A 24,408-nucleotide genomic window follows, 5' to 3' on the forward strand; every position below is an offset into this window, starting at 1 on the left:
CCGGGGCGTGCCGCCTACCGCAGGAACAGGCGCGCGTTGGCCTGCTCGGCCTCGGCGTAGTGCGCGCCGGCGGCGCCGAGTGCCTGGCTCAGGCCGGACAGGCTCTCCTCGACGTGCTGCTGCGTCATCCGCCAGTCCTCGACGGCGGCCTGGAACGCCGTGGAGGCATGGCCGGTCCACGACCCCTGCAGTCCGCCGAGCTGCCCGAGCAGTGAGGCCACCTCTGAGCGGATCCGCCCGATGGTGCCCTGCACGCTCTGGGTGGCCATCTGCACCTGCTCGCTGTCGACCTGGTACCGCGTCATCGTGTTCCCCTTCGCTCGGTGTACGTCGCAAACGTAGGCGCGTGGCAGGTTGCCGGTGCGGCGGGCGCGACATCCGTCAGGGAATCGGCGCGGAGCGGCGCTGGGGAGGAACGGTCGGGGAACGGTCGGGGGAACCCGGGCCGGCGTCAGGCGGGCACGACGGGCTGCGGCGCCGCGGCGGATCCGGCCAGCGGGAGTGCCACCCGGAAGGTCGCACCGCCGCCCGGCGTCTCGACCACGTCGACGTGGCCGTTGTGCGCGGCGACGATCGACGAGACGATCGCGAGCCCGAGGCCCGAACCGCCCGTCTCGCGAGTGCGCGAGGTGTCGGCGCGCCAGAAGCGCTGGAAGATCTTCTCCCTGATCTGCGCGGGCACGCCCTCGCCGTGGTCGACGATCTCGAGCATCGCGCGCTCGGCGACGTCGTCGATCGACACGCGGATCTCGATCGGGCTGTCCTCGGGCGTGAAGCGCATGGCGTTGCCCATGAGGTTGGTGATCACCTGCCGGATCTTGTTCTCCTCGGCGAGCACCACCGCGCGCCGCACGGGCACGGTCGGCAGGTCGCCCGGCAGCGGGCCGGTCGTCGCGGCGTCGACGCCGCTCGCGCCCGCAACCGTCGAGCGGCCGGTCGCCGCTGCGGTCCGAGCCTCGGCGCGCGCCGCGCGCGCGCCGCCTGACGCGCCGCGACCACCGCGTCGCCCGCGCGGCGGTGCGCCGCCCGAGCTGCCGGCCTCGACGGCCGCGGGCGTGCGCCGGCCGCGGAGCCGGGCGAGCGTCGCTCCCGCGAGCGCGATGGGCCCGGCGGTGCTGCGGGCCGGCACGGCGTCGAGGTCGACCTCCACGTCGACCGGCACGACCTCGACCGAGTCGGTGTGCACGTCCTCGGGTGCGATGACGGTGACGGTGCGGCCGGGGTTGGCCGCCATGGCGTCGAGCGCCGCATCGCGCGCCAGCGGCACGAGGTCGACCTCGGCCAGGTCGAGCGGCTTCGCCTCGTCGAGCCGGGCGAGCGCGAGCAGGTCCTCGACGAGGCCGCCCATGCGGACGGCCTCCTTCTCGATGCGGTCCATGGCCTGGGCCACGTCGTCGGGGGACTGCAGCGCGCCCATGCGATACAGCTCGGCGTAGCCGCGGACCGAGACGAGTGGGGTGCGGAGCTCGTGCGAGGCGTCCCCGACGAAGCGGCGCATCTGGTCGATCGTGCGCGCACGGTCGCGGAAGGCGCGGTCGATGCGGTTGAGCATCGTGTTGAGCGAGCGATTGAGCCGGCCGACCTCGGTGTTCGGCGTGGCGCCGCCGAGGCGCTGGCTGAAGTCGCCATCCGCGATCGCGGCCGCTGTGTGCTCGACCTCGCGCAGTGGCATGAACGTCGACGTGACGAGCATGCGCGTGAGGAGGGCGCCGACGAGCACGACGCCGAGCCCGAAGCCGAGGAAGATCGTCAGGTACGCCGCGAGCAGCCGCTCGGTGTCCTGGGACGAGATCGCGAGGATGATGGGCGCGAGGCCGCCGCGCCTGTCGGCGTCCATCAGCGCGTAGACGCCGCGGAACGTCGGATCGCCGTTCTCATCGGACAGGGAGAACACGCGATAGTCGCCGCCCGAGTTCTGCCGCACGACATCGGCCTGCGTCAGGTGGTCGGGCAGGGTCGGGTAGGTCGACCGATCGCGGTCGGACCAGTTGTGCCCGACGAAGTCGCCCGTCTCGGAGTCGTACACCGCCACGAAGACGTCGTCGGAGGAGCTGAAGTCGAGGCCGCTGAGGTTCGCGTCGTCGTCGGGCTCCGCGCCGTCCTGCGTGAAGTACTTGAAGTAGTCGCCCGACGCGATGGCGCTCAGCTTCGACTCGAGCTGGCTCTCGACGTAGCCTCGCAGCATCGCCGCCGTGCCGATGCCGGACACGAGCAGGCCCAGCGTCAGCATGAGCACGGTGACGCCGGTGATCTTCGTCCGGAGCGAGATCCGGTTCCAGCGGTCGGCGAGGGTCTGGTGCATGGCGGGCCGAGTCTACGCAGGCACCCTGTACCGGGCCTGTGCTACGACTTCGACGACTTGAGCATGTAGCCGAAGCCGCGCTTGGTCTGGATGAGCGGCTCGGAGGAGTGCTGGTCGAGCTTGCGCCGGAGGTAGGAGATGTAGCTCTCGACGATGCCGGCGTCGCCGTTGAAGTCGTACTCCCAGACGTGGTCGAGGATCTGCGCCTTCGACAGCACGCGGTTGGGGTTCAGCATGAGGTAGCGCAGCAGCTTGAACTCGGTGGGCGACAGCTCGACGGGGATGTCGCCGACCAGCACCTCGTGCGTGTCCTGGTCCATCGTGAGCTCGCCGGTGCGGATGACCGCGTCCTCTTCGGCGTGCATCGTGCGGCGCAGGATGGCGCGGATGCGCGCGACGATCTCGTCGAGGCTGAACGGCTTGGTGACGTAGTCGTCGCCGCCGACCGTGAGGCCCGTGATCTTGTCCTCGGTGTCGTCCTTCGCGGTGAGGAAGAGGATCGGCGCCGTGTAGCCCGCCGAACGGAGGCGCTTGGTGACGCCGAAGCCGTTCATGTCGGGCAGCATCACGTCGAGGATGATGAGGTCGGGTTCCTCCTCGAGCACCGCCGAGATGGTCTGCGCGCCGTTGGCCACCGCGCGCACCGCGAAACCTGCGAATCGCAGGCTCGTGGTGAGGAGGTCGCGGATGTTCGGCTCGTCATCGACGATCAGGATGCGGGGTCCGTCGCTCATACCCACGATTCTGCTGCGCGTTGGCTGGAACCGGGCTGGGAATTCGTTGGGCCGGTGGGTCAGCCGTCGCTGATCCGGATGCAGCAGTGCCCTGCCCCGGGGTCCAGGTGCACGCGGGCGGGGTCGTCGCCGACGCCCGACGCCATGCCGCAGACGAGCGAGTGGTTGAGCACGCAGACGACGTCGGGGTTGTCCTGCGCGAGCGCGTGGAACGGGCAGACGCCCAGCACGACGTCGTCGCCCTCGACGGTCGGTTCCATGCCCGCGCGTTCGAGCGCGTCGTCGAGATCGGCGGATGCCTCGGCCAGGCGTGCTCCCTCGCTCGCCGCCGCGGCACGGAGTGCCGTGACGACGGCATCTCGCGCCGGGTGCGAGTCGGCGGCCGCGATGGCCTCGACCATGATGCGCCCGGCGAGCTCGTAGTGCCGCTGGGGAAGCTCGACGGAGACATCGTCGGTCGCGCGCCGGTACAGCTTCGCGGGCCGGCCCTGGCCCGGACCGGTTCGCGCGCCCAGCCTGCGGGTCTCGACGTCGAGGAGGCCCTCGGCGGCGAGGCGGGTGAGGTGGAAGGCGGCGGTGCTGCGCGGCACCTCGAGCTGGGCCGCGACGGCGTCGCGGCCCAGCGGCTCCGGGCTTCGGGCGACGAGGTCGTAGACGCGCCGGCGCAGCGGGTCGGCGAGGGCCGAGACCGCGCTCACGCGGCGCTCGAAGTCGCCTGCGGTGGACGTCATGGGGTCCTCGTTTCTCTAAAATCAATGACCCTTGACAAAAGAGTGCCACACGCCTAGCGTCGGGCACAAGGGAAAGGGTGCATGCGATGACCTCGATCGATCTCGTCGAGACCGGCGCGGAGTGGCCGCGGCTCCATGCCGTCGAGGCGCCCGGCGGCGCCGCGACCGACCCTCGGCCGCCCATCGACCGCGAGCGCGCGGCCGCCGCGGTCGCCGACCTGCTCGAGGCGCTCGGCCGCGACATCCGCTCGCCGCACCTCGCGGACACGCCCCGCCGCGTCGCGGACGCATTCGCGGAGATGCTCACCCCGCGCCCCTTCGCGCCCACCAGCTTCACCAACGACGAGGACTACGACGACCTCGTCGTGGTGGCCGGCATCCCGTTCGACTCGCTGTGCGAGCACCACCTGCTGCCGTTCAGCGGGGTCGCGCACGTCGGCTACGTTCCCGGCGATCGGCTGGTCGGGCTGTCGAAGCTCGCCCGGGTCGTCGAGTACTTCGCCCGCGACCTCCAGGTGCAGGAGCGGCTCACCCGCCAGGTGGTGCGCTGGCTCGACGACGAACTCGGCCCGCGCGGCGTCGGCGTCGTGATCGAGGCCGAGCACCTGTGCATGTCGCTGCGGGGCGTGCAGGCGCGCGGCACGCGGACGGTGACCAGCGCGTACAGCGGCATGGTCCGCGACGACGCGCGGACCCGCCGCGACTTCCTCGCGCGCTGCGGCGTGGGCGGCGCGGGCAGCGCGGCCTGAGGTCGCGCCCGACGGACGAGCCTGACGAGAAGGGGTGGGTGCCATGACGGAGTCGGAGCGGTCGCTGGTCATCATCGGAGGCGGGCTCGCCGGTGCGCGGGCGGCCGAGGGCGCGCGCAAGGCGGGGTACGACGGCCCGCTCGTGCTCGTCGGCGCGGAGGCCGTGCCGCCGTACATCCGTCCGCCGCTGTCGAAGGAGTTCCTGGCCGGCAAGGACGATCGCGACGCGATCGACGTGCACAAGCGCGCCTGGTACGACGAGCATCGGGTCGAACTGCGACTCGGCCGCCGGGCGGAGCGGCTCGATCCCGGCGCCCACCTGATCACGCTCGACGACGGCACGGAGCTCTCGTACGAGCGCGCGCTGCTCGCGACCGGCGCCTCGCCGCGGCCGTTCGGCGGCCCGGGCGGCGACCTCGACGGCGTGCGTCTCCTGCGCACGGTCGACGACTCGATCGCCCTGCGCGCGGCCCTCGAGCCGGGCGGGCGCCGCGTCGCGATCATCGGGGCCGGATGGATCGGGCTCGAGGTCGCCGCGGCCGCGCGCGGCTACGGCAACGACGTGACCGTCATCGGGCTGGAGTCGGTGCCGCTCAACGGCGCGATCGGCGACGACGCCGGGGCCGTCTTCGCGTCCCTGCACCGCGAGCACGGAGTGGACCTCCGCATGTCGACGAGCGTCGCGCGCATCGTCGGCGAGGGCGGCCGGGCGACGGGCCTCGAGCTCGAGGGCGGCGACGTCGTCGAGGCCGACCTCGTGGTGGTCGGCATCGGCGCCATCCCGCGGACCGAGCTCGCCGAGGCGGCCGGACTCGACGTCGATGGGGGCGTCGTCACGGATGCCGCGTTCCGCACGAGCGACCCCGACGTGCTCGCCGTCGGCGACGTCGCGAGCGTGTACCTGCCGTTCCTCGGCACCCACCTGCGCACCGAGCACTGGGCCAACGCCGAGCACGCCGGCAAGGCCGCCGGACGTTCGCTCGCCGGCGAGCCGATCGAGTACGACGAGATCCCGTACTTCTACACCGACCAGTACGATCTCGGCATGGAGTACTCGGGCTACGGGCCGCTCGCGTCCGGCGTCGCGCCGATCTTCCGGGGCGACCGCGAGGGGCGGAGGTTCGTCGCGTTCTGGCTGAACGACGACCGCGTCGTGGCCGGCATGAACGTGAACGTCTGGGACGTGAACGACACGGTCCAGCAGCTGATCCGCTCGCGCGCCGTCGTCGACCCGACGCGCCTGGCCGACCCCGCGGTGCCGCTCGAGGCGCTCGCCGGCGTCGCCGGATGAGCTCCGCCCCGTCGCACGCGCCACGCCGGATCGGCCCGCGCACCTTCGACTTCTCGCGGCAGGTCGCCGTGATGGCCATCGTCAACCGCACACCCGACTCGTTCTACGACCGCGGCGAGACCTTCGCGCTCGACGCGGCGGTCGAGGCCGCCCGCGCGGCGATCGCGGCCGGCGCCGACTGGGTCGACATCGGCGGTGCCAAGTTCGCGCCCGGCCCGCCGATTCCCGTCGACGAGGAGGCCCAGCGCGTGGTCCCCGTGGTCGCTGCGCTCGCCGGATCGGGCGCGGTCGTGTCGGTCGACACGTTCCATCCCGAGGTCGCCCGGCGAGCCATCGAGGCCGGCGCGCACGTGATCAACGACACCACCGGCATCCACGATCCGGCCATGGCCGACGTCGTGGCGGCGAGCGACGCGACGCTCGTGGTGACGCACAGCCTCGCCGAGCCCCGCACCGCCTTCCCGAATCCGGCGTACCGCGACGTGGTGGACGAGGTCGCCGGCTTCCTCCGCGAGCGGCTCGACCTCGCCCGCGCGCACGGCGTGCCCGACGAGCGACTCGTCATCGACCCCGGACACGACCTCAACAAGAACACGCGGCACTCGCTCGAGCTCACGCGCAGGCTCGACGAGATCGCGGCGGTGGGCCCGCCGCTGCTCGTGGCGCTGTCGAACAAGGACTTCATCGGCGAGAGCCTCGGCCGCCGCGACCGACGCGACCGCGTCGCCGGCTCGCTCGCGGCGGCGGTCTACTGCATCGGCAAGGGCGCGCGCATCCTGCGCGTCCACAACGTGCGCGAGACGCTCGACGCCGTGCGCATGGTCGAGGCGATCGAGGGATGGCGCGAGCCCGAGTTCCTCGAGCACAACATGCCGCAACGGGGCGACGCATGAGCGCGCCGTTCGACGCCGACCGGATGCACGCCGCGTACGCCGCCGACGTGGTCGACGCCGGCGGTCGGGCGGATGCCGCGTTCTGCCGCGTGAACATGGTCTCGAGCCTCGACGGCGCGGCCACCCTCCGCGGGCGCAGCGGCACGCTGGGCGATGCGCAGGACCAGCGACTCATGTCGGTCCTGCGCTCGCACGCCGACGTCGTGCTCGTCGGATCCGGCACGGTCGCGGCCGAGGGGTACGGCGGGGCGGCCGTGCACGAGGCGGATGCCGCGTGGCGGGCGTCGCGCGGCCGGGACGCGCAGCCCCGGTTCGCGGTCGTGTCGTCTCGGCTCGAGCTCGGGCCGAGCCATCCGTTCTTCGCCGAGGCCGTGCGCCGGCCGATCCTCGTCACGAGCGCCCGGGCGCCGCGCGGGCGACTCGAGGCGCTCGCCGACGTCGCCGACGTGATCGTGGCAGGCACCGACCGCGTCGACCTGGGCGCGGCGCTGGCCGAGCTGGCGGCGCGCGGCCTGCGCTCGGTGCTCTCCGAGGGCGGTCCGGGTCTGTTCGGCGCCCTGTCCGAAGCCGACCTCGTCGACGAGGCCTGCGTGACGCTGAGTCCGATGCTGGTCGCCGGCGGAGCGTCGCGCATCGCGACCTCGTCGCACGAGGCGGAGCACCGCCTGCGCCTCGTGCACGCGATCCAGGGCGAGCGGATGCTGTTCCTGCGCTACGCGCGCGCCTGATCGACCGCCTCGCGGACGGGGCGGTAGACGACGTGGGTCACGGTCGACGCGCCGCGCGACGAGACCTGCTCGAACCGCATCGGCGGCAGGCCGTCGAACAGCCGCTCGCCCGCGCCGAGGACCGCCGGCGTGACGTGCACGCGCAGCTCGTCGATGAGCCCGTCGGCGAGAAACTGATTGACCGTCGAGGCGCCGCCGGCGATCGAGACGTTGCGGTCGCCGGCCGCGGCGCGCGCACGCTCGAGCGCGGCGTGGATTCCGTTCGTCACGAAGTGGAACGTCGTGCCACCAGCCATCGGGACGTCGTCGCGCTCGCGATGCGCGAGCACGAACACGGGCCCGTGGTATGGCGGATCGTCGCCCCACCATCCGCGCCAGTCGAGGTCCCACTCGCCGCGATCGGGCCCGAACATGTTGCGACCCATGATGAACGCGCCGGCGTCGACGATCGCGTCGACCTCGGCCTGGTTCTCATCCGTCCGCTCGAACATCCAGGAGTGGAGCCACGTCTCGTCGATGTCGCCGAGCGGCTGATCGAGGCTCTGGCGGACGCCCGCCGAGAATCCGTCCATCGAGACGGAGATGTCGCACGTGACGAGTGGCATGCCGGGCTCCTCCCCGGACGCGGCATCCGCGCCCTCAGCTCGCACCGTAGCGAGGCCCACCGACGTCCGCCAGGGGCCGGGCGCGAGGCCGAGCTCAGGCCGCGAGCGCGTGCGCGTCGAGGATCGTGTACGAGTAGCCCTGCTCGGCGAGGAACCGCTGCCGGTTCTGCGCGAAATCCTGGTCGACGGTATCGCGCGCGACGAGCGTGTAGAAGTTGGCCGAGAGCCCCGACTCCTTCGGCCGCAGCAGCCGCCCGAGGCGCTGCGCCTCCTCCTGGCGCGACCCGAACGAGCCCGACACCTGGATGGCGACGGTGGCCTCGGGCAGGTCGACCGAGAAGTTCGCGACCTTCGACACCACCAGGACCGGTGTCCGCCCGTCGCGGAACTCCTGGTAGAGCCGCTCGCGCTCGTCGACCGGCGTCGCGCCGGTCAGCTTGGGCGCGCCGAGCTCGTCGGCGAGCTCGTCGATCTGGTCGAGGTACTGGCCGATCACGAGGATCCGCTCGCCCGCGTGCCGGGCGACGAGCTGCCGGACGACGTCGAGCTTGGCCGGTGCCGTCGCGGCCAGCCGGTAGCGCTCGTCGTCGGCGGACGCCGCGTACGCGAGCCGCTCGGACTGCGGCAGGTCGATGCGCACCTCGTAGCAGGCGGCGGGGGAGATGAAGCCCTGCGCCTCGATCTCCTTCCACGGGGCGTCGAATCGCTTGGGGCCGATCAGGGAGAACACGTCACCCTCGCGGCCGTCCTCACGCACGAGCGTGGCGGTGAGGCCGAGGCGGCGCCGAGCCTGCAGCTCGGCCGTGAGCTTGAACACGGGGGCGGGAAGCAGGTGCACCTCGTCGTAGACCACGAGGCCCCAGTCGAGTGCGTCGAGCAGCGCGAGGTGAGCGTACTCGCCCTTCCGCTTCGCGGTGAGGATCTGGTAGGTCGCGATGGTGACCGGCTTGATCTCCTTCGACTGGCCCGAGTACTCGCCGATCTCCTCGGCCGTGAGGCTCGTGCGCTTGAGCAGCTCGTCGCGCCACTGCCGCGCCGAGACCGTGTTCGTCACGAGGATGAGCGTCGTCGTCTTCGCGGTGGCCATCGCGCCCGCGCCGACCAGCGTCTTGCCGGCGCCGCAGGGGAGCACCACGACCCCGGACCCGCCGTCGAAGAAGTTGTCGACGGCCTTCTGCTGGTAGTCGCGCAGGTGCCATCCGTTCTCCTGCAGGTCGATCTCGTGCGGCGTGCCGGGCGTGTAGCCGGCCAGGTCCTCGGCGGGCCAGCCGAGCTTGACGAGCTCCTGCTTGAGCTGCCCACGGGCCCACGCCTCAACGAGGAAGCTGGTCTCGTCGAGGCGTTCGGTGAGCAGCGGCGAGATGCGCTTCGCGCCCGCGACCTCGGTGAGCACCGCCATGTCGTCGCTGCGGAGGCGGAGCGCGCCGTCGTCGGTGCGGTCGACCACCAGCCTGCCGTACCGTGCCACCGTCTCGCGCATGTCGACGGAGACGGTCTGCGGCACGGGGAACTTCGCGTACTGCTCGAGGGTGCCGAGCATGTCCTCGGCGGTGTGGCCCGCCGCCCGGGCGTTCCAGAGGCCCAGCCGCGTGATGCGGTAGGTGTGGATGTGCTCGGGCGCGCGTTCGAGCTCGGCGAAGATGGCGAGGTCGTGCCGCGCATCCTCGGCGAGCGGGTGCGCGACCTCGAGGAGCACCGTTCGGTCGCTCTGGACGATCAGGGGGCCGTCTGACATAGCGGACCAGTCTAGGCCCGCTTCCTCCGAGGTCGCCCGATGCGCCCGGCTGGCCGCTGCCGGATCAGCTACCGGCGGGCGCCGGCGCGACCGCCGCGATGGCCGAGATCGGCAGCGTGCGCTCGATGTCGGCCTTGCGGTCGCGGGCGCGCAGTCGTCCGTTGGCCACGCTGGCGGGCGCGAGCAGGTAGTCGGCGGTGTCGCCGCCGGGCATGCGCACCGTGACCGTCAGCGTCTCCTTCGCCCGGGCCGCCGCCTCGAGCTGGCGGGCCAGCCACGCCAGCTCGGTGCCGCCGTCGGCGTCGGACTCGTCGAGGCGGTCGAGCATGGCCTCGATCGGGTCGACTCTGGGGGCTGCGGCGGGCACGTGCGCGACATGCTGCCGGCGCAGGCGGATGATGCGTCCCTCCGCATCCTCGGCGGCGACCGGGTACCGCGCGTCGCTGAGCCCCCAGAAGACCACGTCGGGCGGGAAGCGCGAGAGCAGGCGGTGGGGCCCGGCCTGCCGGAGCCCGAGCGAGGAGAGGCTCTGGTCGACCGCCAGCGTGCCGATGAGCTGGTCGTCGTCGCTGCGGACCGAAGACCTCGCGGGCGCGTCGGACGCATCGGCCGCACTCACCCGGACGCTGCCGAACCGGGCGGCCGACTCGGCCAGGAGGTACTCGAGCGGCTGCGGGATGCCGGTCAGCGAGACCGACGCGAGGAACGATCGGATGGAATCCGCCGACTCGCCGGCGGCCAGGGCGCGGTTCACGGATGACGCGGTCACGCGGTAGCTCGACGCGAGGTCGCGGCCCTCGACCTCGGCGAACTGGCGCAGGCGCGCGTCGAGCGCCGGTTCGAGCGGCCCGGGGGAGACGATCGTGAGGTCGTGCTGCACGTAGACCTTGTCGACCTGCTTCGGGAAGTGGCGTGCGAGGCGCTCGGCCGCGCCCGGCACGTCGCCGGCCAGGACCAGCGCCGTCGTGTCGACCGGTTCGCCGCCCACCGCGAGGCCCAGGGCCTCGGCATCCTCGAGGAGCCGGTCGAGCCCGTCGCGCAGCCACGCGCCGCCACCCGGGTAGTACCACGCCACGTCGTCGCGGATCGAGTTCGAGCTGATCGCGTCGCTGCGGCGCACGACGAGGTCGCGGAGGGCCGACGGGATGCGCTCGCGCCAGGCGTCCGCGAGACGCGTCCACCTGGCAGCCGTGCCCTGGAGCACCCATTGCGCGCCCGCGTCGGACTCGAGCCAGACCGGCCCCTCGCGCACCACCAGGCCGGCCTCGACGGCGCGTCGCACGAGCCGGGGCAATGCCGTGAGCTCGACGCCCGTGGCCTCGGCGAGTCGCTTGGCATCGGGCAGCGCGAGTCCGCCCTTCGCGAGCTCGCGCGCCGGCTGCGCGGCGAACCCGGCGAGCAGCTCGGCCGTCGCGGCGACCGTGGCGTACGCCGCCTCGGAGGCGCGGCGCTCGAGGAGGCCGTGGTCGGCGCGGTCGACGGCGACGGCGACGGGTGGCGCGGGCGCTGCCAGCGCCTCGGCGTCGGGCAGGTCGACGCCGAGGCGCGCGGTGAGGCGGGTGTGCACCTCGGCCGGCACGTGCACGCGGACGCCGTCCCTGACCACGAGGAACCGGCCGTCCAGCCGGACGAGGGCGTCCGACGAGGCGGTCACGACGGACTCGGCGGCGCCGAGCCGCGCCAGTTCGGCCCCGATGGCGTCGGCCTGGGTCCAGCCGACGTCGTCGGCCGTCGCGTGGGCCGCCGCGAGCGTGGCGAGCGTCGGCCGCTCGAGCCGGTCGATCGCGTGGTCGAGCGACTCGGCCGCGGTGAGCGCCTCGGCCAGGTCGAAGAGGTCGCGGACGCCGGCGTGGTCGAAGTCGCGCGCCGCCAGTGCGGCGGCGAGCCTCTCACGCGGCAGTGCGCGGAGCCTCGCGGCGAGCACCAGCATGGCCGTCAGGCGGAGCCCTGCCGGGACTCCCGCGTGCGCCGCACGCCGTTGACGATGAGCAGGACGATGAGGAGGACGAAGCCGATCGGCAGCCCGATCAGGGGGAGCACGAGGATGACGGGCCAGATCCCCTGGCTGAACCCGTCGTTCGCGCCGACGCCGGCGAAGGTCGCGATCATGACGGCCAGGAACGAGAGGATCGAGAGCCCCACGGTGGCCGCGACCATGTAGGCGAGGACCCGTTCCGTGCGGTGGTCGGAGACCGGTGGTTGGCTGCTCACCCGTCCAGAATAGCCAGCGGGCCGTCCCCGCGGGTGCCGGACCATAGACTTGACGGGACGTCGACCGCGCAAGCCGGCGACGCCGACGACGAGAGCGGGAGTTCCAACGATGCCCACCGGCAAGGTCAAGTTCTACGACGAGGACAAGGGGTTCGGCTTCATCAGCAGTGATGACGGCCAGGAGGTCTTCCTCCACGCCTCCGCGCTCCCCGCCGGCGCGACCGTGCGCGCGGGCACCCGGCTGGAGTTCGGCGTCGCCGAGGGCAAGCGCGGTGCGCAGGCGCTCTCGGTGCGCGTGCTCGACGCGCCGCCGAGCATGCAGCGCATGCACCGCAAGCCCGCCGACGACATGGCGATCATCGTCGAGGACCTCGTGAAGGTGCTCGACGGCATCGGCGCCAACCTCAAGCGCGGCCGGTACCCCGACAACGCGCACAGCCGCAAGATCGCCGCGCTGCTGCGCAAGGTGGCGGACGAGCTGGATGCCTGAGCCCGAGGAGCCTGTCGAGGCCGCGACGTCGACGACGCCGCCGCCCGCCGATGAGGTGCTGCTCGGCTCGATCGCGCTCGCGCAGCGCGCACTCCTCGAGGTGACCGCGCCCGAGACGGTCGGCTCGGTGATCGGCCACGTGGTCGACGGCGAGCACGTGCTCTCGCTGCACTTCGCGTCCGACCTCGCCGGGTATCCCGGATGGCACTGGAGCGTGACGCTCGCACGCGTCGAGGGCGAGGAGCCGACGGTGCTCGAGACCGAGCTGCTGCCCGGCGGTCGAGCGCTGCTGGCGCCGGAATGGGTGCCGTGGTCGGAGCGGCTCGCCGACTACCGCGCCGCCCAGGCCGCGGCCGCTGCCGAGGCGGCGGAGTCCGGCGAGGAGCCGGGATCCGACGACGCCGACCTGGAGGCGGACGGCGAGCTCGTCGACGAGGCGGACGCCGACGACGACGCCGATGAGGGCGTCGAGGAGTTCGGCGACGACGCCGACGTGTTCGACGGGATCGACATCGACGCGCTCGACGACGGCGATGAGGATGACGACGACGAGGACGAGGACGACTCGGACGACGAGGACGACGACGACTCGGACGACGAGGACGACTCGGACGACGAGGACGACTCGGACGACGAGGACGACTCGCACGACGACGGCGAGGAGTAGCCCCGCCCGCGGCTCAGCTCCCGAGGTCGCGGTGCCGGCGGCGGCGGAGCTGCACGACGGCGAGGCCGATCAGCCCGAGCACGACGCCGATCGCCGCAGCGGTCGTGAACCAGCCGAACCCGGCATCCTCCAGCGGCGCCCGCAGCGCGATCGACGCGAGCAGCGCGACGATCCAGGCGGCGGTCCCGGCCAGCAGTGCCTTGCGCGCATCGGTGCGGGCCGGCGCCGGGTCGGGACGCCGCTCCGACTCCGAGAGCCACAGCCGCATGGCCGACACCCTATCGGGACTGCGCGAGCACCCAGTCGAGCGACGCGATGAGCGCCCGGACGTCGTCGGGCTCGATCGCCGTGAACGTCGCCACGCGGAGCTGGTTGCGTCCGAGCTTGCGGTACGGCTCGGTGTCGACGATGCCGTTGGCCCGGAGCGTCCGCGCCAGCCCCGCGGCATCCGTCGACTCGTCGAAGTCGATCGTGACGACCACCTGCGACCGGTGCGTCGGGTCGGGGACGAACGGGGTGGCGACGTCGCTCGCGCGGGCCCAGTCGTAGAGGAGGCCGGAGGACTCGCGCGTGCGCGCATCGGCCCAGGCCAGGCCGCCCGAGGCGTTCATCCACTCGAGCTGGTTCTCGAGCAGGAGCAGCGTCGCCAGTGCCGGCGTGTTGAGCGTCTGGTCGAGACGCGAGTTGTCGACCGCGTTCTTCAGCGAGAGGAACTCGGGGATGTAGCGTCCGGATGCCGCGACGCGCTCGATGCGCTCGATCGCCGCCGGCGACATGACGGCGAACCAGATCCCGCCGTCGGAGGCGAAGTTCTTCTGGGGCGCGAAGTAGAGCACGTCGAACTCCCCGGGGTCGGCGAAGATGCCGCCGGCCGCGCTCGTCGCGTCGATCACGGTGAGGGCGCCGTCGTCGCCGCGCACGCGGCGCACCGGCGCCTGGACGCCCGTGGAGGTCTCGTTCTGCGGCCACCCGTACACGTCGACGCCCTCGAGCGGTTCGGCATCGGCGCGTGAGCCCGGCTCGGCCGCGCGGACGTCGGGAGCGACGAGCCATGGTGCCGCCGCGGCCTTCGCGAACTTCGCGCCGAACTCGCCGAACGAGGCGAGTTGCGCGCGCCGCTCGATGAGGCCGAACGCCGCGGCATCCCAGAACGCGGTCGAACCGCCGTTGCCGAGCACCACCTCGTACCCGTCGGGCAGGGCGTAGAGGTCGGCGATCCCGCGGCGGACCCGGCCCAGGAGCTGCTTGACCGGCGCCTGCCGGTGCGAGGTGCCGAGGATGCCCGGACCGACCTCCGCGAGGTGCGCGACCTGCTCGGGCCGCACCTTGGAGGGGCCGCAACCGAACCGACCGTCGGCGGGCAGGAGCGACGAGGGGATGACGAGCTCAGGCATGCGTCCGATCCTACGACTCGCCTCGTTCGCCGTGGCGGCGGATGACGCGTCGCGGACCCGTCGCCGCGTCGAGCCGGGTGATCACGCCGCCCGGTCGGGCGTCGTCGGGGGACAGTAGAGTTGTGCGGTGGACGCGTCCGACGCGCGAGGAGGAGTGACTTGACGGATCTGATCGACACGACCGAGATGTACCTGCGCACGATCCTCGACCTCGAGGAGGAGGATATCGTCCCGCTGCGCGCTCGCATCTCGGAGCGGATCGGGCACTCTGGTCCGACCGTGTCGCAGACCGTCGCGCGCATGGAGCGCGACGGGCTCGTCGTCGTCTCGGGCGACCGTCACCTCGAGCTCACGCCCGCCGGGCGCAGCAAGGCCGTGCACGTCATGCGCAAGCACCGACTGGCCGAGCGCCTGCTGGCCGACGTGATCGGGCTCGACTGGGAGTACGTGCACGATGAGGCCTGCCGCTGGGAACACGTGATGAGCGAGCAGGTCGAGCGTCGCCTCGTCGAGATCCTCGGCAATCCGACCCACTCGCCGTACGGCAATCCGATCCCCGGGCTCGACGAGCTCGGCGTCGCGCCGGCGGCGCCCTTCATGCAGGGCGTCCGCAACGTGCTCACGGCGCTCGACGAGGGCGATGGTGAGGCGAGCGGCGTCATCCGCCGGCTGGCCGAGCCCGCCCAGTTCGATCCCGAGCTGCTGGCGCGGTTCAAGGGCGCCGGGCTGCTCCCGGGCGCGGCAGCGTCGTTCCGCCGAGAGGGGCGCACGGTGCACGTCGAGGTCGAGGGGCGCGCCGACGTGCTCGAACTTCCCTCGGAGATCGCCGGGCACCTGTTCATCGGCGACTGATTCCGCCGCTCCGTGATCGAAATGTGACAATCGACCGAGTTTCGCCTATTGTCGTTCGAGTCCGCCGGCGAACCAGCCAGCCGACGGAACAGGGTCGAGACGCCTCCGGCGCCCACCGCTCGGCCCCGATACCCGTGACGCGCCCGAGGGTGCAACCGGTGGGACGACGCTCCGGCGTCGTGGGGCGGAGGACACGTTTTGGCTCGATTCCCCCGGCGCCGTTCCGGCGCACCGATCGCCCCCCAGCCCAACACCCGAACCGCACTCGTCCGACGCGAGGCGCCATCCGCGCCCGCGAAGCCGGCTGATGCCGCGTCGCCGGCCCGTCGCGACTCGCTCGGACGCCGGCTGCGTCGCGGCGGCACGAAGAACGTCATCGTGATGACGGTCGCCGCCGGCCTCGTCGGCACGCTCGCCATCCCGGCCTACGCCTTCGCCCCCGGCACGGACGGCATCCAGTTCGGCACGACCGCGCAGACCCAGCTGACCCAGGCCCAGGCGCAGGACGTCCAGGTCGCCGAGGACGTCATCGCGGCGCCGGTCTCCGAGGATGTCTACGCCGCGACGACGGCCGAGGAGATCGAGGCCGCGCGAGCCGCCGCCGAGGCCGAGGCCGCACGTCAGGCCGCCGCCGCGGCGATGACCTCGTACGCCGCGTCGGCCGCCGAGTACTCGGCTCCGGCCGCCGTCTACGGGTCGGCCGATCCGGCGAGCGTCTTCGCCGTCGCCCAGCAGTACCTCGGCGTGCCCTACGTCTACGGCGGCGCTACGCCTGCCGGCTTCGACTGCTCGGGCCTCGTCATGTACGTGTACGCGCAGTTCGGCATCAGCCTGCCCCACTCGTCGTCGGCGCAGGGCGCCGCGGGCACGCAGATCTCGATCGACCAGGCCGTCCCCGGCGACCTCGTGGTCATGCCGGGCCACATCGGCTTCTACGCGGGCAACGGCCAGATCCTCCACGCGCCCTACGAGGGCACGGTCGTGCGCACCCAGCCGATCTGGACCAGCGACTACTGGATCGTGCGCATCTGACGTGTGAACACCGCATGAAGCGTGTCCTGAATGGCGCGCCGGGGGAACCCGGCGCGCCATTCGTGTCGTACCCTTGTCTCCTGACGATCCGAATACCGGGTAGGGGAAGTCCGATGGTCGGTCCGCGTAGCAGCACCCATTCCGCGGGTGCGCGCGCGCTCTACGACCAGCGGCGCAGCAGTCAGCCGAGTCGCGACTGCGCCGGGATGCCGACGGGCACTGTCTTCACGACGGTGCCCGTTTCGCGTCTCCGGGGCCGTGGCCTCACCCCGTCGGTGCACGTGTCGTCGATCCCTTCACGCGGCTGGAAGCCATCCAGCACCGATCGAAAGGCACCCCATGCGCACCCTCGTGCTGAACGCCGGATATGAGCCCCTGGCCGTCGTCTCCTTCAAGCGGGCGCTCCTCCTCGTCATGAACGAGAAGGCGACCGTGATCCTGCACGACGAGGGCAATCCGGTCCACGGCACGAACGGCGAGTGGGTGCGACCGAGCGTCATCCTCCTCACGAGGTACGTGCGCACGCCGCGCGTGCACCGGGTGCCCGTCAGCCGCCGCGGCGTGCTGCGACGCGACGAGCACCGCTGCGCGTACTGCGGCAAGTCCGCGGCGACGATCGACCACGTGCTGCCACGCTCGCGCGGCGGACGCGACACGTGGGAGAACCTCGTCGCGTGCTGCCTCCGGTGCAACAACGCCAAGGGCGACCACACGCCCGCCGAGATGGGGTGGGACCTCCGCATCACGCCGCGCATGCCGAACGGACGTGGCTGGGTGGTGCGCGGCGTCGAGCGACCGCTGCCGCAGTGGAGCGACTTCCTCGAGCGGGCGGCCTGAGCGGGGTCGGCGGACGTCTCCGGTCGTCGACCGGCCCGGTGCGCGACGCGCCGGAACGCAGCCGGTGACAACGCGTCGAGGCGTGCCCTAGGGTGGTACGAGTCCGGAGCGCCCCTGAAGCTCCACGACCGCAGCAACCTGCGTCCCGGTTCCCCAGGCCGCGCGCAGGCCCCGGAGGTTCACGACCCTTGAACGGTGACGACACGTACGGCCGCCCACCGAGCCTGCGACCGCGGCGTGCCGCCGAACCGCCCGTCGATCCGCGCTTCGCGGAACCTCCGGCCCGACGTGCGTCGCAGTCCGAGCCGCCCGCCCGCCCGCGTTCGCCGCGGCCATCCGACGGAGACGGGCGCCCGGTCCAGTACCGCGCCCCCGAGCCGCCCGCGTATCGCGCGGCCGGAGCAACGGCGCCTCGTGCGCCTCAGCCTCCGATGCGCAGTCCCGAGGCGCCCATGGGCCGGTCCGAGCCGCCCGCGCGCCGGTCCGAGCGGCCGGAGTATCGCGCGCCCGAGTCGCCCGCGCGCCGGCCCGAGCCGCCCGCGCGCCATCCCGAGCCGCCCGTGCGCCGCCCCGAGCCGTCGACGCACCAGGTCCTCCAGCCGTCGACGCGCCGCCCAGCCCAGCCGGGCCCGGCCGAGTTCCCCCGGCCGACCCACGACGAGGCGACGCCCTCCCGGCAGCGACGTGCCGAGCCCGCGCGTCGTCGCACCATCCTCGACCGAGCACGCGGCATGGCGAAGGTGCGCCGCACTCCGGCGCCGGTGAACACGCCGACCGTGCGCCGCGCTCCCGCGCCGGTGAGCATGCGCAGCCCGCGCCGAAACGGCCCGGCTCGTGTCGCCGCCGCCCTCCTGCTCGTGCCGGCGCTGATCGGCACCGTCGCGCTCCCGGCGTACGCGTTCCTTCCCGGCGGCCAGCTTCCCGGGGTCCAGACGAAGTTCAGCCTCTCCGTCGCGGGCGCCCAGGGGCTCAGCGTCTCCGAACAGGCCGGCGGTGCAGCCGTCTCGGCCGACAGCTTCTCGGTCACGACCAAGGCCGAGATCGACGCGGCCGCCGAGGAGGCCGCCGCGGCCGAGGAGGCGGCGTGGGAGGCCGAGCTCGCCTCGCGGGGCGACGGCGCATACGCGCAGGTCACCCAGCAGGCCGAGGGCGACGACTATCCGTGGTGGTACGAGACGCCCGATGACTACGGCGGCGGGCTCTCGCCGCTGCGCTACTACTACCGCGAGTGCGTCGACTTCGTCGCGTGGCGCCTGAACCGCGACGCCGGAGTCACGAGCGCACCGTGGAAGTGGGACTGGGGCAACCTCGCATCGGGCAGCGCCTGGGTGTGGGCCGACGCGTGGCAGGCCAAGGGCTGGCCCACCAGCAGCGAGCCCGTCGTCGGCGCGGTCGCGTGGTTCACGTACAACCACGTGGCGTACGTGCAGGCGGTCAACGGCGACGGCACGGTCACGATCGAGGAATACAACTGGAACTCCGACCACTCGTACCACGTCCGCACCATCCCGGTGGGCGACGCCCTCTACCTCTACCCCCCGGTCTGACCGGCACCGACACGAGGGCGACGACATCGCATGAGGTTCGACACGGCGGCAGGTATGCAAGACGCGCTCCGCGGGCTACCGTGGGCGGACGATCACGCAGGAAGCAGGTGACCGCGATGACGCAGCCATCCGACCAGGGGCGGCCCGATGAGACCGGGTTCGTCGATGAACTCGCCCCGGCGACCTCGGCGATCGTCGTCCTGGGCTACAACTGACGGCCCGGTAGACTCGTCCGGTCAGCCTCTGTAGCTCAATGGAAGAGCAGCTCCGTCCTAAGGAGAGGGTTGGGGGTTCGAGTCCCTCCAGGGGCACCGCGTCGTCGCGCAACCCCCTGCGCGGGCCCGGCGGCTCGCCGCTACGCTGAGTGCACTTGGGTCCAAGCCCGGAGGTGCCCTGTGGGAAAGCTCACGTACGACTCGTCGCTCGGCGTCGACTTCGATGATCGCGTGCTCGCGCACCTGCAGCTCGTGATCGGTGCGAAGCTCCGGCGCGGAGAGTCCTTCTACTTCAGTTGGCGCGACGACCCGTCGATCGGCGACGGTCGCAGCACCATCTGGTTGCATCCGCGCGTCTCGCTCATCTTCAAGTACGCCGGCGGCCGGCAGCCCGCCATCAACCGGCTCTGGGTCGATGCGCTCATGGCCACGGCGAACTCGCCCGGCGGGCTGGTGCTCGTGCCCGAGCCGGAAGGCAGGGCCGAGGGCGAGAACCACGTTCGGGAGCACGAGTCATGAAGCGCGTGAACATCCTGTACGACGGGCTGCAGTACTCGGTCGGGCAGGCCGACCTCGAGGCCATCAAGGCGACGATCGAGCAGGCGCACGTCACCGGCACCGCGCGGTGGATCAGGGTGAACTTCGGCGAGGGACGCCCTCAGCCCGCCGACCTCCTGGTCGGGCCGGGCATCCCCATCAGCCTGATCCCGATCCCGCCCGATGACGACTTCGACGCATCCGGCGACGCGGCGGAGTCCGACCGGGAGGTCGCCGAGGAGCTCGACTGACTCACCTGATCGGCGGCCACTCCAGGTCGTCGGTGTCCGCGTCGTCGATCTCCTCGTCGGATGACACGCCGCCGACCAGCGGGCGCGTCGAGGAGAGCCCGGTCGTGGCGGTGCGGAGCCGCGCGACGAGCGCCTCGTCGACGAGCTCATCGAACTCCGACTCGACGGGCTCGGTGACCAGTTGGCTGGCGGGACCCACCAGCAGGTGCGCACGTCCGACACCGCCGTCGGCGGTGCGGATCGGGATGTCGACGGATGCCGCGCTCCGACCGGTGGCGAGCGCCGCCGCGTAGTCCACGATCGCGTCGGCGATGTCGTTCCCGGTGAGCAGCACGCCCCCGGCGTAATGGATCCGCTGCATGCTGCAGGTCTACCGGTTGCGCCGGATCGGCTCAAGATCTTGCGCCCGAGCGGCATGCCGTGATCTGATGTGCGCCCGGAGCGGCGCGGGAACCCGGATCGCGATCACATCCAGTCGACCGCGTGCACCCAGCCCGCGATGTACGCTCGCTCATTAGGGCCCAGCCGCACCCCCGAGCGGGGAACCGGCGAGTGCTCGAGGTCGCACAGCTCGAAGATGCGCCGCACGACCACGCCGCGCAGCGGCGCGGTCGGGTGCTCCAGGATCTCGAGTTGGAGCGGACTCTCGAGCATCGGCCACCAGACGCCGATCGAAGGCAGGGGGCCTTCGGAGGCCGGCGCCTCCTGGTCGGGCTCGCCGAGCAGCGAGGTCATTGCGCACGCTCCTCGGTGATGCGCCCCGTCTCATCGTCGCGCACCGCGACGCGTTCCTCGGCGTCGGCATCCTCGTCGGCGCGCGCCTTGCGCTCGGCCTCCTCGAGCGCGGCGTCCATCTCGCGATCCGTCGTGGGATCGCCGCTCTGCGGGTCGGACATGGTCATCCCCCATCTCGTCTGGCCGCAGCGCACCTCGTCGTGCGTGATCAGGTCGGCGACCGTCTTCGACGCTAGGCGCACGCCCACGCGAGGGGCAGGGCCTTGACCGCCCTGAAGGCCGGTGCTACCCCGGGCGGGGTGCCCGCGTTCGTCGGGGGTGGGGAGCATGATGGTCGCATGGACCTGCCGGTGATGCCGCCCGTCGCCCCCATGCTCGCCAAGGCCGTGAAGGACATCCCCGATGTCGGCCACGTCGAGCCGAAGTGGGACGGATTCCGCACGATCGTGTTCCGCGACGGCGACGAGGTCGAGCTGGGCAGCCGCAACGAACGGCCGATGACCCGGTACTTCCCCGAGCTCGTCGAGGCGCTCCGGGTCAACCTGCCCGAGCGCTGCGTCGTCGACGGCGAGATCATCCTCGTGCGTGAGGGCCGGCTCGACTTCGATGCGCTGCAGCAGCGCATCCATCCTGCTGCGAGCCGGGTCCGGATGCTCGCCGAGCAGACGCCGGTGTCGTTCGTGGCGTTCGACCTGCTCGCGCTCGGCGACGACGACCTGACGGGCCGCCCGTTCGCCGAACGACGGGCGCGGCTCGAGCAGGCGCTCGGCGACGCATCCGACCCCGTCTTCGTGACGCCGGCGACGGCCGACCTGGTCGAAGCGCGCGAGTGGTTCGAGCGGTTCGAGGGCGCCGGGCTCGACGGAGTCGTCGCCAAGCCGCTCGACGGCACCTACCAGCCCGACAAGCGCACCATGTTCAAGATCAAGCACGAGCGCACGGCCGACTGCGTCGTCGCGGGCTACCGCTGGCACAAGAGCGGCGACGTGATCGGGTCGCTCCTGCTCGGGCTGTACGGCGACGGCGGCCGTCTCCAGCACGTGGGCGTGTCCGCCTCGTTCCCGATGGCCAGGCGGCGGGCCCTCGTCGACGAGCTGGCGCCGTATGTCGAGACCGACCTGTCGCGCCATCCGTGGGGCGAGTGGGCCGATCAGGAGTCCCACCGCACCGGCCGGATGCCCGGCGCCGTCAGCCGGTGGAGCGCCGGCAAGGACCTCTCGTTCGTGCCGCTTCGTCCCGAGCTCGTCATCGAGGTCGCCTACGACCACATGGAGGGCGACCGCTTCCGGCACACCGCGCAGTTCCGCCGGTGGCGTCCCGACCGCACGCCCGAGAGCTGCACCTACGCGCAACTCGAGGCCCCCGTCGGGCTCGACCTCGCCGAGATCCTGCCCGTCCGCGGCTGACGCCGGGCCGCGCCGTCCAGCCCACCGGCGGGGTCAGAGCACGGTGCGCAGGCCCGCGGAGTTGGCCGTGTGATGCTCGAACACGAGATTCGTCTCGGTGAGGGCGACCGCCGGGTTGGCGGAGAGGTTCTTCAGGACGAATTGCCGCACGTGCTCGCTGTCGCGGACGCGGACATGGATCAGGAAGTCCTCGCTGCCGCCGAGGAAGAACAGCTGCGCGACCTCGGGCTCGTTGCGCAGCTCGTCGGAGATCTGCTCCATGAGATGGCGGGCGCCGGGCCGGATCCGCACGGAGACGAGGGCCTGGAGCGTGTAGCCGAGTGCAGCCGGATTGATCTCGGCGGTGTAGCGCGTGATGACGCCGCGCTCGCGCAGCGACCGTACGCGTGCCAGGCAGGTGGACGGGGAGACCCCGACCTCGCGCGCGAGTTCGACGTTGGGGGTGCGCGCGTTCTCGTGCAGGCGGGCGATGATCTGCCGATCGATGGCGTCGAGCGACACGCGGGCGGGTTCGCTGAACTGCGGCAGATCGGTCACGGCGGGGCTTCCCTTCGAACATTCGAGACGGATGGCGAAAGTCTACCGAACACCATGCGGAATGGCTTCCGCACGGGCGAACAACAGGCGACTATTGAAGTGTCCGTCCACACAGCATTCGGAGCAGAAGATGCACATCGGCGTGCCCGCTGAGATCAAGAACCACGAATACCGCGTCGCGATGACGCCCGCCGGAGCGCACGCGCTCGCCGAGCGGGGCCACCGCGTCGACATCCAGGCCGGCGCCGGTGAGGGCGCCGGCTACCACGACGACGAGTACCGCGCCGCCGGGGCGACCATCGTCGCGACCGCCGACGAGGCGTGGTCGGCCGAGCTCGTGCTGAAGGTCAAGGAGCCGATCGAGCAGGAGTACCGATTCCTGCGCGAGGACCTCACGCTCTTCACGTACCTCCACCTCGCGGCCGACCTGCCGCTCACCCGCGCCATCCTCGATTCGGGCGTGACGGCCATCGCCTACGAGACCGTGCAGCTCGCCGACCGTTCGCTGCCCCTCCTCACGCCCATGAGCGAGGTGGCCGGCCGGCTCGCGCCGCAGGTCGGCGCCGCCGAGTTGCACGCGTCGAAGGGCGGCCGGGGCGTGCTGCTCGCCGGCGTGCCCGGCACCGCGCCCGCCAAGGTGCTGGTCATCGGCGGCGGCGTGGCGGGCGAACAGGCCGCGGCGACCGCGCTCGGCCTCGGCGCCGACGTCACCGTCATGGATATCTCGCTGCCGAAGCTGCGCGAGATCGACGCACGCTACGAGCACCGGATCAAGACCCTCGCGGCCTCGTCCTACGAGACCGCGAGGCAGGTCCGCGACGCCGACCTCGTGATCGGGGCCGTGCTCATCCCCGGCGCGGCAGCGCCCAAGGTCGTCACCGACGAGATGGTCGCCACGATGAAGCGCGGCGCCGTGCTCGTCGACATCGCGATCGACCAGGGCGGCTGCTTCGAGGGCTCGCGCCCCACGACGCACGCCGAGCCGACGTTCCGCGTGCACGACGCGATCTACTACTGCGTCGCCAACATGCCGGGCGCGGTGCCCGCGACGTCCACGCCGGGGCTGACCAACGCCACGTTGCCGTACGTGCTGAAGGTCGCGGACCTCGGCTGGCAGGCCGCGCTCGCCGAGGACGCCGCGCTGGCGAAGGGCCTGAACGCGACGGGAGGCAAGCTCACCAACGCGGGCGTGGCGAAGGCGCACGGCCTGGAGCTCGCGAGCCTGGCCTAGGCTCCAGCGCCGACCGCGCGCCGACAGAGGTCGCGACGAGGCCGACCGGTGACCCGCCGGCCGGCCTCGTCGCGTGCGCGGCTACGACAGCGAGAGGAAGAGCTTCTCGAGCTCGTCGAAGTCGAGTCGGTCGCCGTCGGCCGCGCCCTCGGGATCGGCGGCGCAGTCCCGCATCGCGGTCGAGATGACGGCGAAGCCGGCACGGTCGAGCGCGCTCGACACCGCGGCCAGCTGCGTCACGACGGTGCGGCAGTCGGCTCCCGACTCCACGGCGTCGATGACGGCGTTGAGCTGCCCGCGAGCCCGCTTGAGGCGGTTCGCGATGCGGCGCTGCGCCTCGGCCTTCGACTCGGTCGTCACGGTGCTCATGCGGCGCCTCCGATCGTGACGGGCAGCCCCGCGCGATGCCACTCGGCGATCCCGCCGTCGATGTTCACGGCGTCGACGCCCTGCTGCTCGAGGTACTGCGTCGCCCTGGCACTGCGCCCGCCGACCGCGCACATCACGTACACCGTGCGGTCGCGCGGCACCTCGTCGAGTCGCTCGACCAGCGAGCCGAGGGGGATGTGGTGCGTGCCCTCGACGCGGGCCTGCGCCACCTCCTCGCGCTCGCGCACGTCGAGGATGAAGGCGTCGCTCGTCGCGTGCGCTTCGGCGGGGGTGGTGGACTTCATGCGGGGCTCCTCCGGGCATTCTGG

At 72.3% G+C, this 24,408-nt stretch carries 30 protein-coding genes and 1 tRNA gene; 15 read left to right on the plus strand and 16 right to left on the minus strand.

Annotation, left to right across the window (positions count from 1 at the left end):
• Positions 1-14: 14 nt before the first annotated feature.
• The 4 genes from ACFQ58_RS06720 to ACFQ58_RS06735 form a co-directional block, all read right to left on the minus strand.
• Positions 15-305: a WXG100 family type VII secretion target gene (locus tag ACFQ58_RS06720; protein WP_376950268.1), complete on the minus strand. Its 291-nt coding sequence runs from the start codon at positions 303-305 to the stop codon at positions 15-17.
• A gap of 146 nt (positions 306-451) precedes the next feature.
• Positions 452-2,302 (minus strand): ATP-binding protein, encoded by a 1,851-nt coding sequence (locus ACFQ58_RS06725; RefSeq protein ID WP_376950270.1) that lies wholly within the window; start codon positions 2,300-2,302, stop codon positions 452-454.
• 41 nt (positions 2,303-2,343) lie between these two features.
• The gene (locus ACFQ58_RS06730) at positions 2,344-3,036 is read right to left on the minus strand and encodes a response regulator transcription factor (protein WP_376950272.1); all 693 of its coding nucleotides are present in this window, start codon (positions 3,034-3,036) and stop codon (positions 2,344-2,346) included.
• A 59-nt stretch (positions 3,037-3,095) separates the two neighbouring features.
• Complete coding sequence (locus tag ACFQ58_RS06735) at positions 3,096-3,767, minus strand: helix-turn-helix transcriptional regulator (protein WP_376950273.1); 672 nt, start codon at positions 3,765-3,767, stop codon at positions 3,096-3,098.
• 86 nt (positions 3,768-3,853) lie between these two features.
• Between ACFQ58_RS06735 and folE the strand changes: the two genes are divergently transcribed.
• The 4 genes from folE to ACFQ58_RS06755 are packed head-to-tail and all read left to right on the plus strand — an operon-like array spanning position 3,854 to position 7,428.
• Entirely contained in the window at positions 3,854-4,516 is a 663-nt protein-coding gene (gene folE / locus ACFQ58_RS06740; RefSeq protein ID WP_376950275.1) for a GTP cyclohydrolase I FolE, read from the plus strand.
• Between the two features lie 43 nt (positions 4,517-4,559).
• Positions 4,560-5,807, plus strand: a complete 1,248-nt coding sequence (locus tag ACFQ58_RS06745) for an NAD(P)/FAD-dependent oxidoreductase (RefSeq protein WP_376950276.1) — start codon at positions 4,560-4,562, stop codon at positions 5,805-5,807.
• Positions 5,804-6,700: a dihydropteroate synthase gene (gene folP / locus ACFQ58_RS06750; RefSeq protein WP_376950277.1), complete on the plus strand. Its 897-nt coding sequence runs from the start codon at positions 5,804-5,806 to the stop codon at positions 6,698-6,700. The genes ACFQ58_RS06745 and folP overlap by 4 nt, the downstream gene beginning before the upstream one ends.
• Positions 6,697-7,428: a pyrimidine reductase family protein gene (locus ACFQ58_RS06755; RefSeq protein WP_376950278.1), complete on the plus strand. Its 732-nt coding sequence runs from the start codon at positions 6,697-6,699 to the stop codon at positions 7,426-7,428. Before folP ends, ACFQ58_RS06755 begins: the two co-directional genes overlap by 4 nt.
• Here the strand turns inward: ACFQ58_RS06755 and ACFQ58_RS06760 are convergent.
• From ACFQ58_RS06760 to ACFQ58_RS06775, 4 genes are all read right to left on the minus strand, one after another.
• A complete protein-coding gene (locus ACFQ58_RS06760; protein WP_376950279.1) occupies positions 7,413-8,033 on the minus strand; it encodes a dihydrofolate reductase family protein in 621 nt (206 codons plus the stop codon). The two genes, ACFQ58_RS06755 and ACFQ58_RS06760, sit on opposite strands and share 16 nt — an antisense overlap.
• 94 nt (positions 8,034-8,127) lie before the next feature.
• On the minus strand, positions 8,128-9,768 hold the full coding sequence (locus ACFQ58_RS06765; protein ID WP_376950280.1) for a DNA repair helicase XPB: 1,641 nt from the start codon (positions 9,766-9,768) through the stop codon (positions 8,128-8,130).
• 64 nt (positions 9,769-9,832) lie between these two features.
• Complete coding sequence (locus ACFQ58_RS06770; RefSeq protein WP_376950281.1) at positions 9,833-11,698, minus strand: helicase-associated domain-containing protein; 1,866 nt, start codon at positions 11,696-11,698, stop codon at positions 9,833-9,835.
• Between the two features lie 5 nt (positions 11,699-11,703).
• Positions 11,704-11,979 (minus strand): hypothetical protein, encoded by a 276-nt coding sequence (locus tag ACFQ58_RS06775; RefSeq protein WP_376950282.1) that lies wholly within the window; start codon positions 11,977-11,979, stop codon positions 11,704-11,706.
• A gap of 109 nt (positions 11,980-12,088) precedes the next feature.
• Between ACFQ58_RS06775 and ACFQ58_RS06780 the strand changes: the two genes are divergently transcribed.
• Positions 12,089-12,469 (plus strand): cold-shock protein, encoded by a 381-nt coding sequence (locus ACFQ58_RS06780; protein WP_376950283.1) that lies wholly within the window; start codon positions 12,089-12,091, stop codon positions 12,467-12,469.
• Positions 12,462-13,136 (plus strand): DUF3027 domain-containing protein, encoded by a 675-nt coding sequence (locus tag ACFQ58_RS06785; RefSeq protein ID WP_376950284.1) that lies wholly within the window; start codon positions 12,462-12,464, stop codon positions 13,134-13,136. Before ACFQ58_RS06780 ends, ACFQ58_RS06785 begins: the two co-directional genes overlap by 8 nt.
• Positions 13,137-13,149: 13 nt before the next feature.
• On the opposite strand, the gene ACFQ58_RS06790 is transcribed toward ACFQ58_RS06785, so the two are convergent.
• Both ACFQ58_RS06790 and serC read right to left on the minus strand, forming a co-directional pair.
• Positions 13,150-13,404, minus strand: coding sequence for a DUF2530 domain-containing protein (locus ACFQ58_RS06790; protein ID WP_376950285.1), 255 nt, complete (start codon positions 13,402-13,404; stop codon positions 13,150-13,152).
• A gap of 10 nt (positions 13,405-13,414) precedes the next feature.
• Positions 13,415-14,530, minus strand: a complete 1,116-nt coding sequence (gene serC, locus ACFQ58_RS06795) for a phosphoserine transaminase (RefSeq protein ID WP_376950286.1) — start codon at positions 14,528-14,530, stop codon at positions 13,415-13,417.
• Positions 14,531-14,689: 159 nt separating this feature from the next.
• On the opposite strand from serC, the gene ACFQ58_RS06800 reads away from it, so the two are divergent.
• From ACFQ58_RS06800 to ACFQ58_RS06830, 7 genes are all read left to right on the plus strand, one after another.
• Positions 14,690-15,382, plus strand: a complete 693-nt coding sequence (locus ACFQ58_RS06800; protein WP_376950287.1) for a metal-dependent transcriptional regulator — start codon at positions 14,690-14,692, stop codon at positions 15,380-15,382.
• Between the two features lie 198 nt (positions 15,383-15,580).
• The gene (locus ACFQ58_RS06805; protein ID WP_376950288.1) at positions 15,581-16,414 is read left to right on the plus strand and encodes a C40 family peptidase; all 834 of its coding nucleotides are present in this window, start codon (positions 15,581-15,583) and stop codon (positions 16,412-16,414) included.
• A 339-nt stretch (positions 16,415-16,753) separates the two neighbouring features.
• Positions 16,754-17,251 (plus strand): HNH endonuclease, encoded by a 498-nt coding sequence (locus ACFQ58_RS06810; RefSeq protein ID WP_376950289.1) that lies wholly within the window; start codon positions 16,754-16,756, stop codon positions 17,249-17,251.
• Between the two features lie 431 nt (positions 17,252-17,682).
• Entirely contained in the window at positions 17,683-18,798 is a 1,116-nt protein-coding gene (locus ACFQ58_RS06815; RefSeq protein WP_376950290.1) for a CHAP domain-containing protein, read from the plus strand.
• A 239-nt stretch (positions 18,799-19,037) separates the two neighbouring features.
• A tRNA-Arg gene (locus tag ACFQ58_RS06820) sits at positions 19,038-19,109 on the plus strand.
• Between the two features lie 84 nt (positions 19,110-19,193).
• The gene (locus ACFQ58_RS06825) at positions 19,194-19,532 is read left to right on the plus strand and encodes an ATP-dependent DNA ligase (protein WP_376950291.1); all 339 of its coding nucleotides are present in this window, start codon (positions 19,194-19,196) and stop codon (positions 19,530-19,532) included.
• Positions 19,529-19,801 carry a hypothetical protein gene (locus tag ACFQ58_RS06830; RefSeq protein WP_376950292.1) on the plus strand — a complete coding sequence of 91 codons (273 nt, stop codon included), beginning with the start codon at positions 19,529-19,531 and terminating at the stop codon, positions 19,799-19,801. Before ACFQ58_RS06825 ends, ACFQ58_RS06830 begins: the two co-directional genes overlap by 4 nt.
• Before the next feature lies 1 nt (position 19,802).
• On the opposite strand, the gene ACFQ58_RS06835 is transcribed toward ACFQ58_RS06830, so the two are convergent.
• The 3 genes from ACFQ58_RS06835 to ACFQ58_RS06845 all read right to left on the minus strand — a co-directional run bounded on the left by ACFQ58_RS06835 (position 19,803) and on the right by ACFQ58_RS06845 (position 20,703).
• Entirely contained in the window at positions 19,803-20,162 is a 360-nt protein-coding gene (locus tag ACFQ58_RS06835) for a hypothetical protein (protein ID WP_376950293.1), read from the minus strand.
• A gap of 104 nt (positions 20,163-20,266) precedes the next feature.
• Positions 20,267-20,536: a hypothetical protein gene (locus ACFQ58_RS06840; protein WP_376950294.1), complete on the minus strand. Its 270-nt coding sequence runs from the start codon at positions 20,534-20,536 to the stop codon at positions 20,267-20,269.
• Complete coding sequence (locus ACFQ58_RS06845) at positions 20,533-20,703, minus strand: hypothetical protein (RefSeq protein WP_376950295.1); 171 nt, start codon at positions 20,701-20,703, stop codon at positions 20,533-20,535. Before ACFQ58_RS06845 ends, ACFQ58_RS06840 begins: the two co-directional genes overlap by 4 nt.
• Before the next feature lie 171 nt (positions 20,704-20,874).
• Between ACFQ58_RS06845 and ACFQ58_RS06850 the strand changes: the two genes are divergently transcribed.
• The gene (locus ACFQ58_RS06850; RefSeq protein ID WP_376950296.1) at positions 20,875-21,942 is read left to right on the plus strand and encodes an ATP-dependent DNA ligase; all 1,068 of its coding nucleotides are present in this window, start codon (positions 20,875-20,877) and stop codon (positions 21,940-21,942) included.
• 33 nt (positions 21,943-21,975) lie between these two features.
• Here the strand turns inward: ACFQ58_RS06850 and ACFQ58_RS06855 are convergent, their stop codons facing one another.
• Positions 21,976-22,479 (minus strand): Lrp/AsnC family transcriptional regulator, encoded by a 504-nt coding sequence (locus tag ACFQ58_RS06855; RefSeq protein ID WP_376950297.1) that lies wholly within the window; start codon positions 22,477-22,479, stop codon positions 21,976-21,978.
• Positions 22,480-22,609: 130 nt separating this feature from the next.
• On the opposite strand from ACFQ58_RS06855, the gene ald reads away from it, so the two are divergent.
• On the plus strand, positions 22,610-23,710 hold the full coding sequence (ald, locus tag ACFQ58_RS06860; RefSeq protein ID WP_376950298.1) for an alanine dehydrogenase: 1,101 nt from the start codon (positions 22,610-22,612) through the stop codon (positions 23,708-23,710).
• Between the two features lie 81 nt (positions 23,711-23,791).
• Here ald and ACFQ58_RS06865 read toward each other — a convergent pair whose 3' ends face one another.
• Entirely contained in the window at positions 23,792-24,079 is a 288-nt protein-coding gene (locus ACFQ58_RS06865; RefSeq protein ID WP_376950299.1) for a metal-sensitive transcriptional regulator, read from the minus strand.
• A complete protein-coding gene (locus ACFQ58_RS06870; protein ID WP_376950300.1) occupies positions 24,076-24,384 on the minus strand; it encodes a rhodanese-like domain-containing protein in 309 nt (102 codons plus the stop codon). The genes ACFQ58_RS06865 and ACFQ58_RS06870 overlap by 4 nt, the downstream gene beginning before the upstream one ends.
• Positions 24,385-24,408: the final 24 nt, after the last annotated feature.

The sequence above is a fragment of the Agromyces sp. NPDC056523 genome (genome assembly GCF_042794545.1).
Classification (GTDB): domain Bacteria; phylum Actinomycetota; class Actinomycetes; order Actinomycetales; family Microbacteriaceae; genus Agromyces.

Excerpts from the sequence above, each read along its gene's own strand:
- ACFQ58_RS06720 (WP_376950268.1), bottom strand. The coding sequence starts at position 305 with ATGACGCGGTACCAGGTCGACAGCGAGCAGGTGCAGATGGCCACCCAG.
- ACFQ58_RS06725 (WP_376950270.1), bottom strand. The coding sequence starts at position 2,302 with ATGCACCAGACCCTCGCCGACCGCTGGAACCGGATCTCGCTCCGGACG.
- ACFQ58_RS06730 (WP_376950272.1), bottom strand. The coding sequence starts at position 3,036 with ATGAGCGACGGACCCCGCATCCTGATCGTCGATGACGAGCCGAACATC.
- ACFQ58_RS06735 (WP_376950273.1), bottom strand. The coding sequence starts at position 3,767 with ATGACGTCCACCGCAGGCGACTTCGAGCGCCGCGTGAGCGCGGTCTCG.
- folE (WP_376950275.1), top strand. The coding sequence starts at position 3,854 with ATGACCTCGATCGATCTCGTCGAGACCGGCGCGGAGTGGCCGCGGCTC.
- ACFQ58_RS06745 (WP_376950276.1), top strand. The coding sequence starts at position 4,560 with ATGACGGAGTCGGAGCGGTCGCTGGTCATCATCGGAGGCGGGCTCGCC.
- folP (WP_376950277.1), top strand. The coding sequence starts at position 5,804 with ATGAGCTCCGCCCCGTCGCACGCGCCACGCCGGATCGGCCCGCGCACC.
- ACFQ58_RS06755 (WP_376950278.1), top strand. The coding sequence starts at position 6,697 with ATGAGCGCGCCGTTCGACGCCGACCGGATGCACGCCGCGTACGCCGCC.
- ACFQ58_RS06760 (WP_376950279.1), bottom strand. The coding sequence starts at position 8,033 with ATGCCACTCGTCACGTGCGACATCTCCGTCTCGATGGACGGATTCTCG.
- ACFQ58_RS06765 (WP_376950280.1), bottom strand. The coding sequence starts at position 9,768 with ATGTCAGACGGCCCCCTGATCGTCCAGAGCGACCGAACGGTGCTCCTC.
- ACFQ58_RS06770 (WP_376950281.1), bottom strand. The coding sequence starts at position 11,698 with ATGCTGGTGCTCGCCGCGAGGCTCCGCGCACTGCCGCGTGAGAGGCTC.
- ACFQ58_RS06780 (WP_376950283.1), top strand. The coding sequence starts at position 12,089 with ATGCCCACCGGCAAGGTCAAGTTCTACGACGAGGACAAGGGGTTCGGC.
- ACFQ58_RS06785 (WP_376950284.1), top strand. The coding sequence starts at position 12,462 with ATGCCTGAGCCCGAGGAGCCTGTCGAGGCCGCGACGTCGACGACGCCG.
- ACFQ58_RS06790 (WP_376950285.1), bottom strand. The coding sequence starts at position 13,404 with ATGCGGCTGTGGCTCTCGGAGTCGGAGCGGCGTCCCGACCCGGCGCCG.
- serC (WP_376950286.1), bottom strand. The coding sequence starts at position 14,530 with ATGCCTGAGCTCGTCATCCCCTCGTCGCTCCTGCCCGCCGACGGTCGG.
- ACFQ58_RS06810 (WP_376950289.1), top strand. The coding sequence starts at position 16,754 with ATGCGCACCCTCGTGCTGAACGCCGGATATGAGCCCCTGGCCGTCGTC.
- ACFQ58_RS06815 (WP_376950290.1), top strand. The coding sequence starts at position 17,683 with ATGCGCAGTCCCGAGGCGCCCATGGGCCGGTCCGAGCCGCCCGCGCGC.
- ACFQ58_RS06830 (WP_376950292.1), top strand. The coding sequence starts at position 19,529 with ATGAAGCGCGTGAACATCCTGTACGACGGGCTGCAGTACTCGGTCGGG.
- ACFQ58_RS06835 (WP_376950293.1), bottom strand. The coding sequence starts at position 20,162 with ATGCAGCGGATCCATTACGCCGGGGGCGTGCTGCTCACCGGGAACGAC.
- ACFQ58_RS06840 (WP_376950294.1), bottom strand. The coding sequence starts at position 20,536 with ATGACCTCGCTGCTCGGCGAGCCCGACCAGGAGGCGCCGGCCTCCGAA.
- ACFQ58_RS06845 (WP_376950295.1), bottom strand. The coding sequence starts at position 20,703 with ATGACCATGTCCGACCCGCAGAGCGGCGATCCCACGACGGATCGCGAG.
- ACFQ58_RS06850 (WP_376950296.1), top strand. The coding sequence starts at position 20,875 with ATGGACCTGCCGGTGATGCCGCCCGTCGCCCCCATGCTCGCCAAGGCC.
- ald (WP_376950298.1), top strand. The coding sequence starts at position 22,610 with ATGCACATCGGCGTGCCCGCTGAGATCAAGAACCACGAATACCGCGTC.
- ACFQ58_RS06865 (WP_376950299.1), bottom strand. The coding sequence starts at position 24,079 with ATGAGCACCGTGACGACCGAGTCGAAGGCCGAGGCGCAGCGCCGCATC.
- ACFQ58_RS06870 (WP_376950300.1), bottom strand. The coding sequence starts at position 24,384 with ATGAAGTCCACCACCCCCGCCGAAGCGCACGCGACGAGCGACGCCTTC.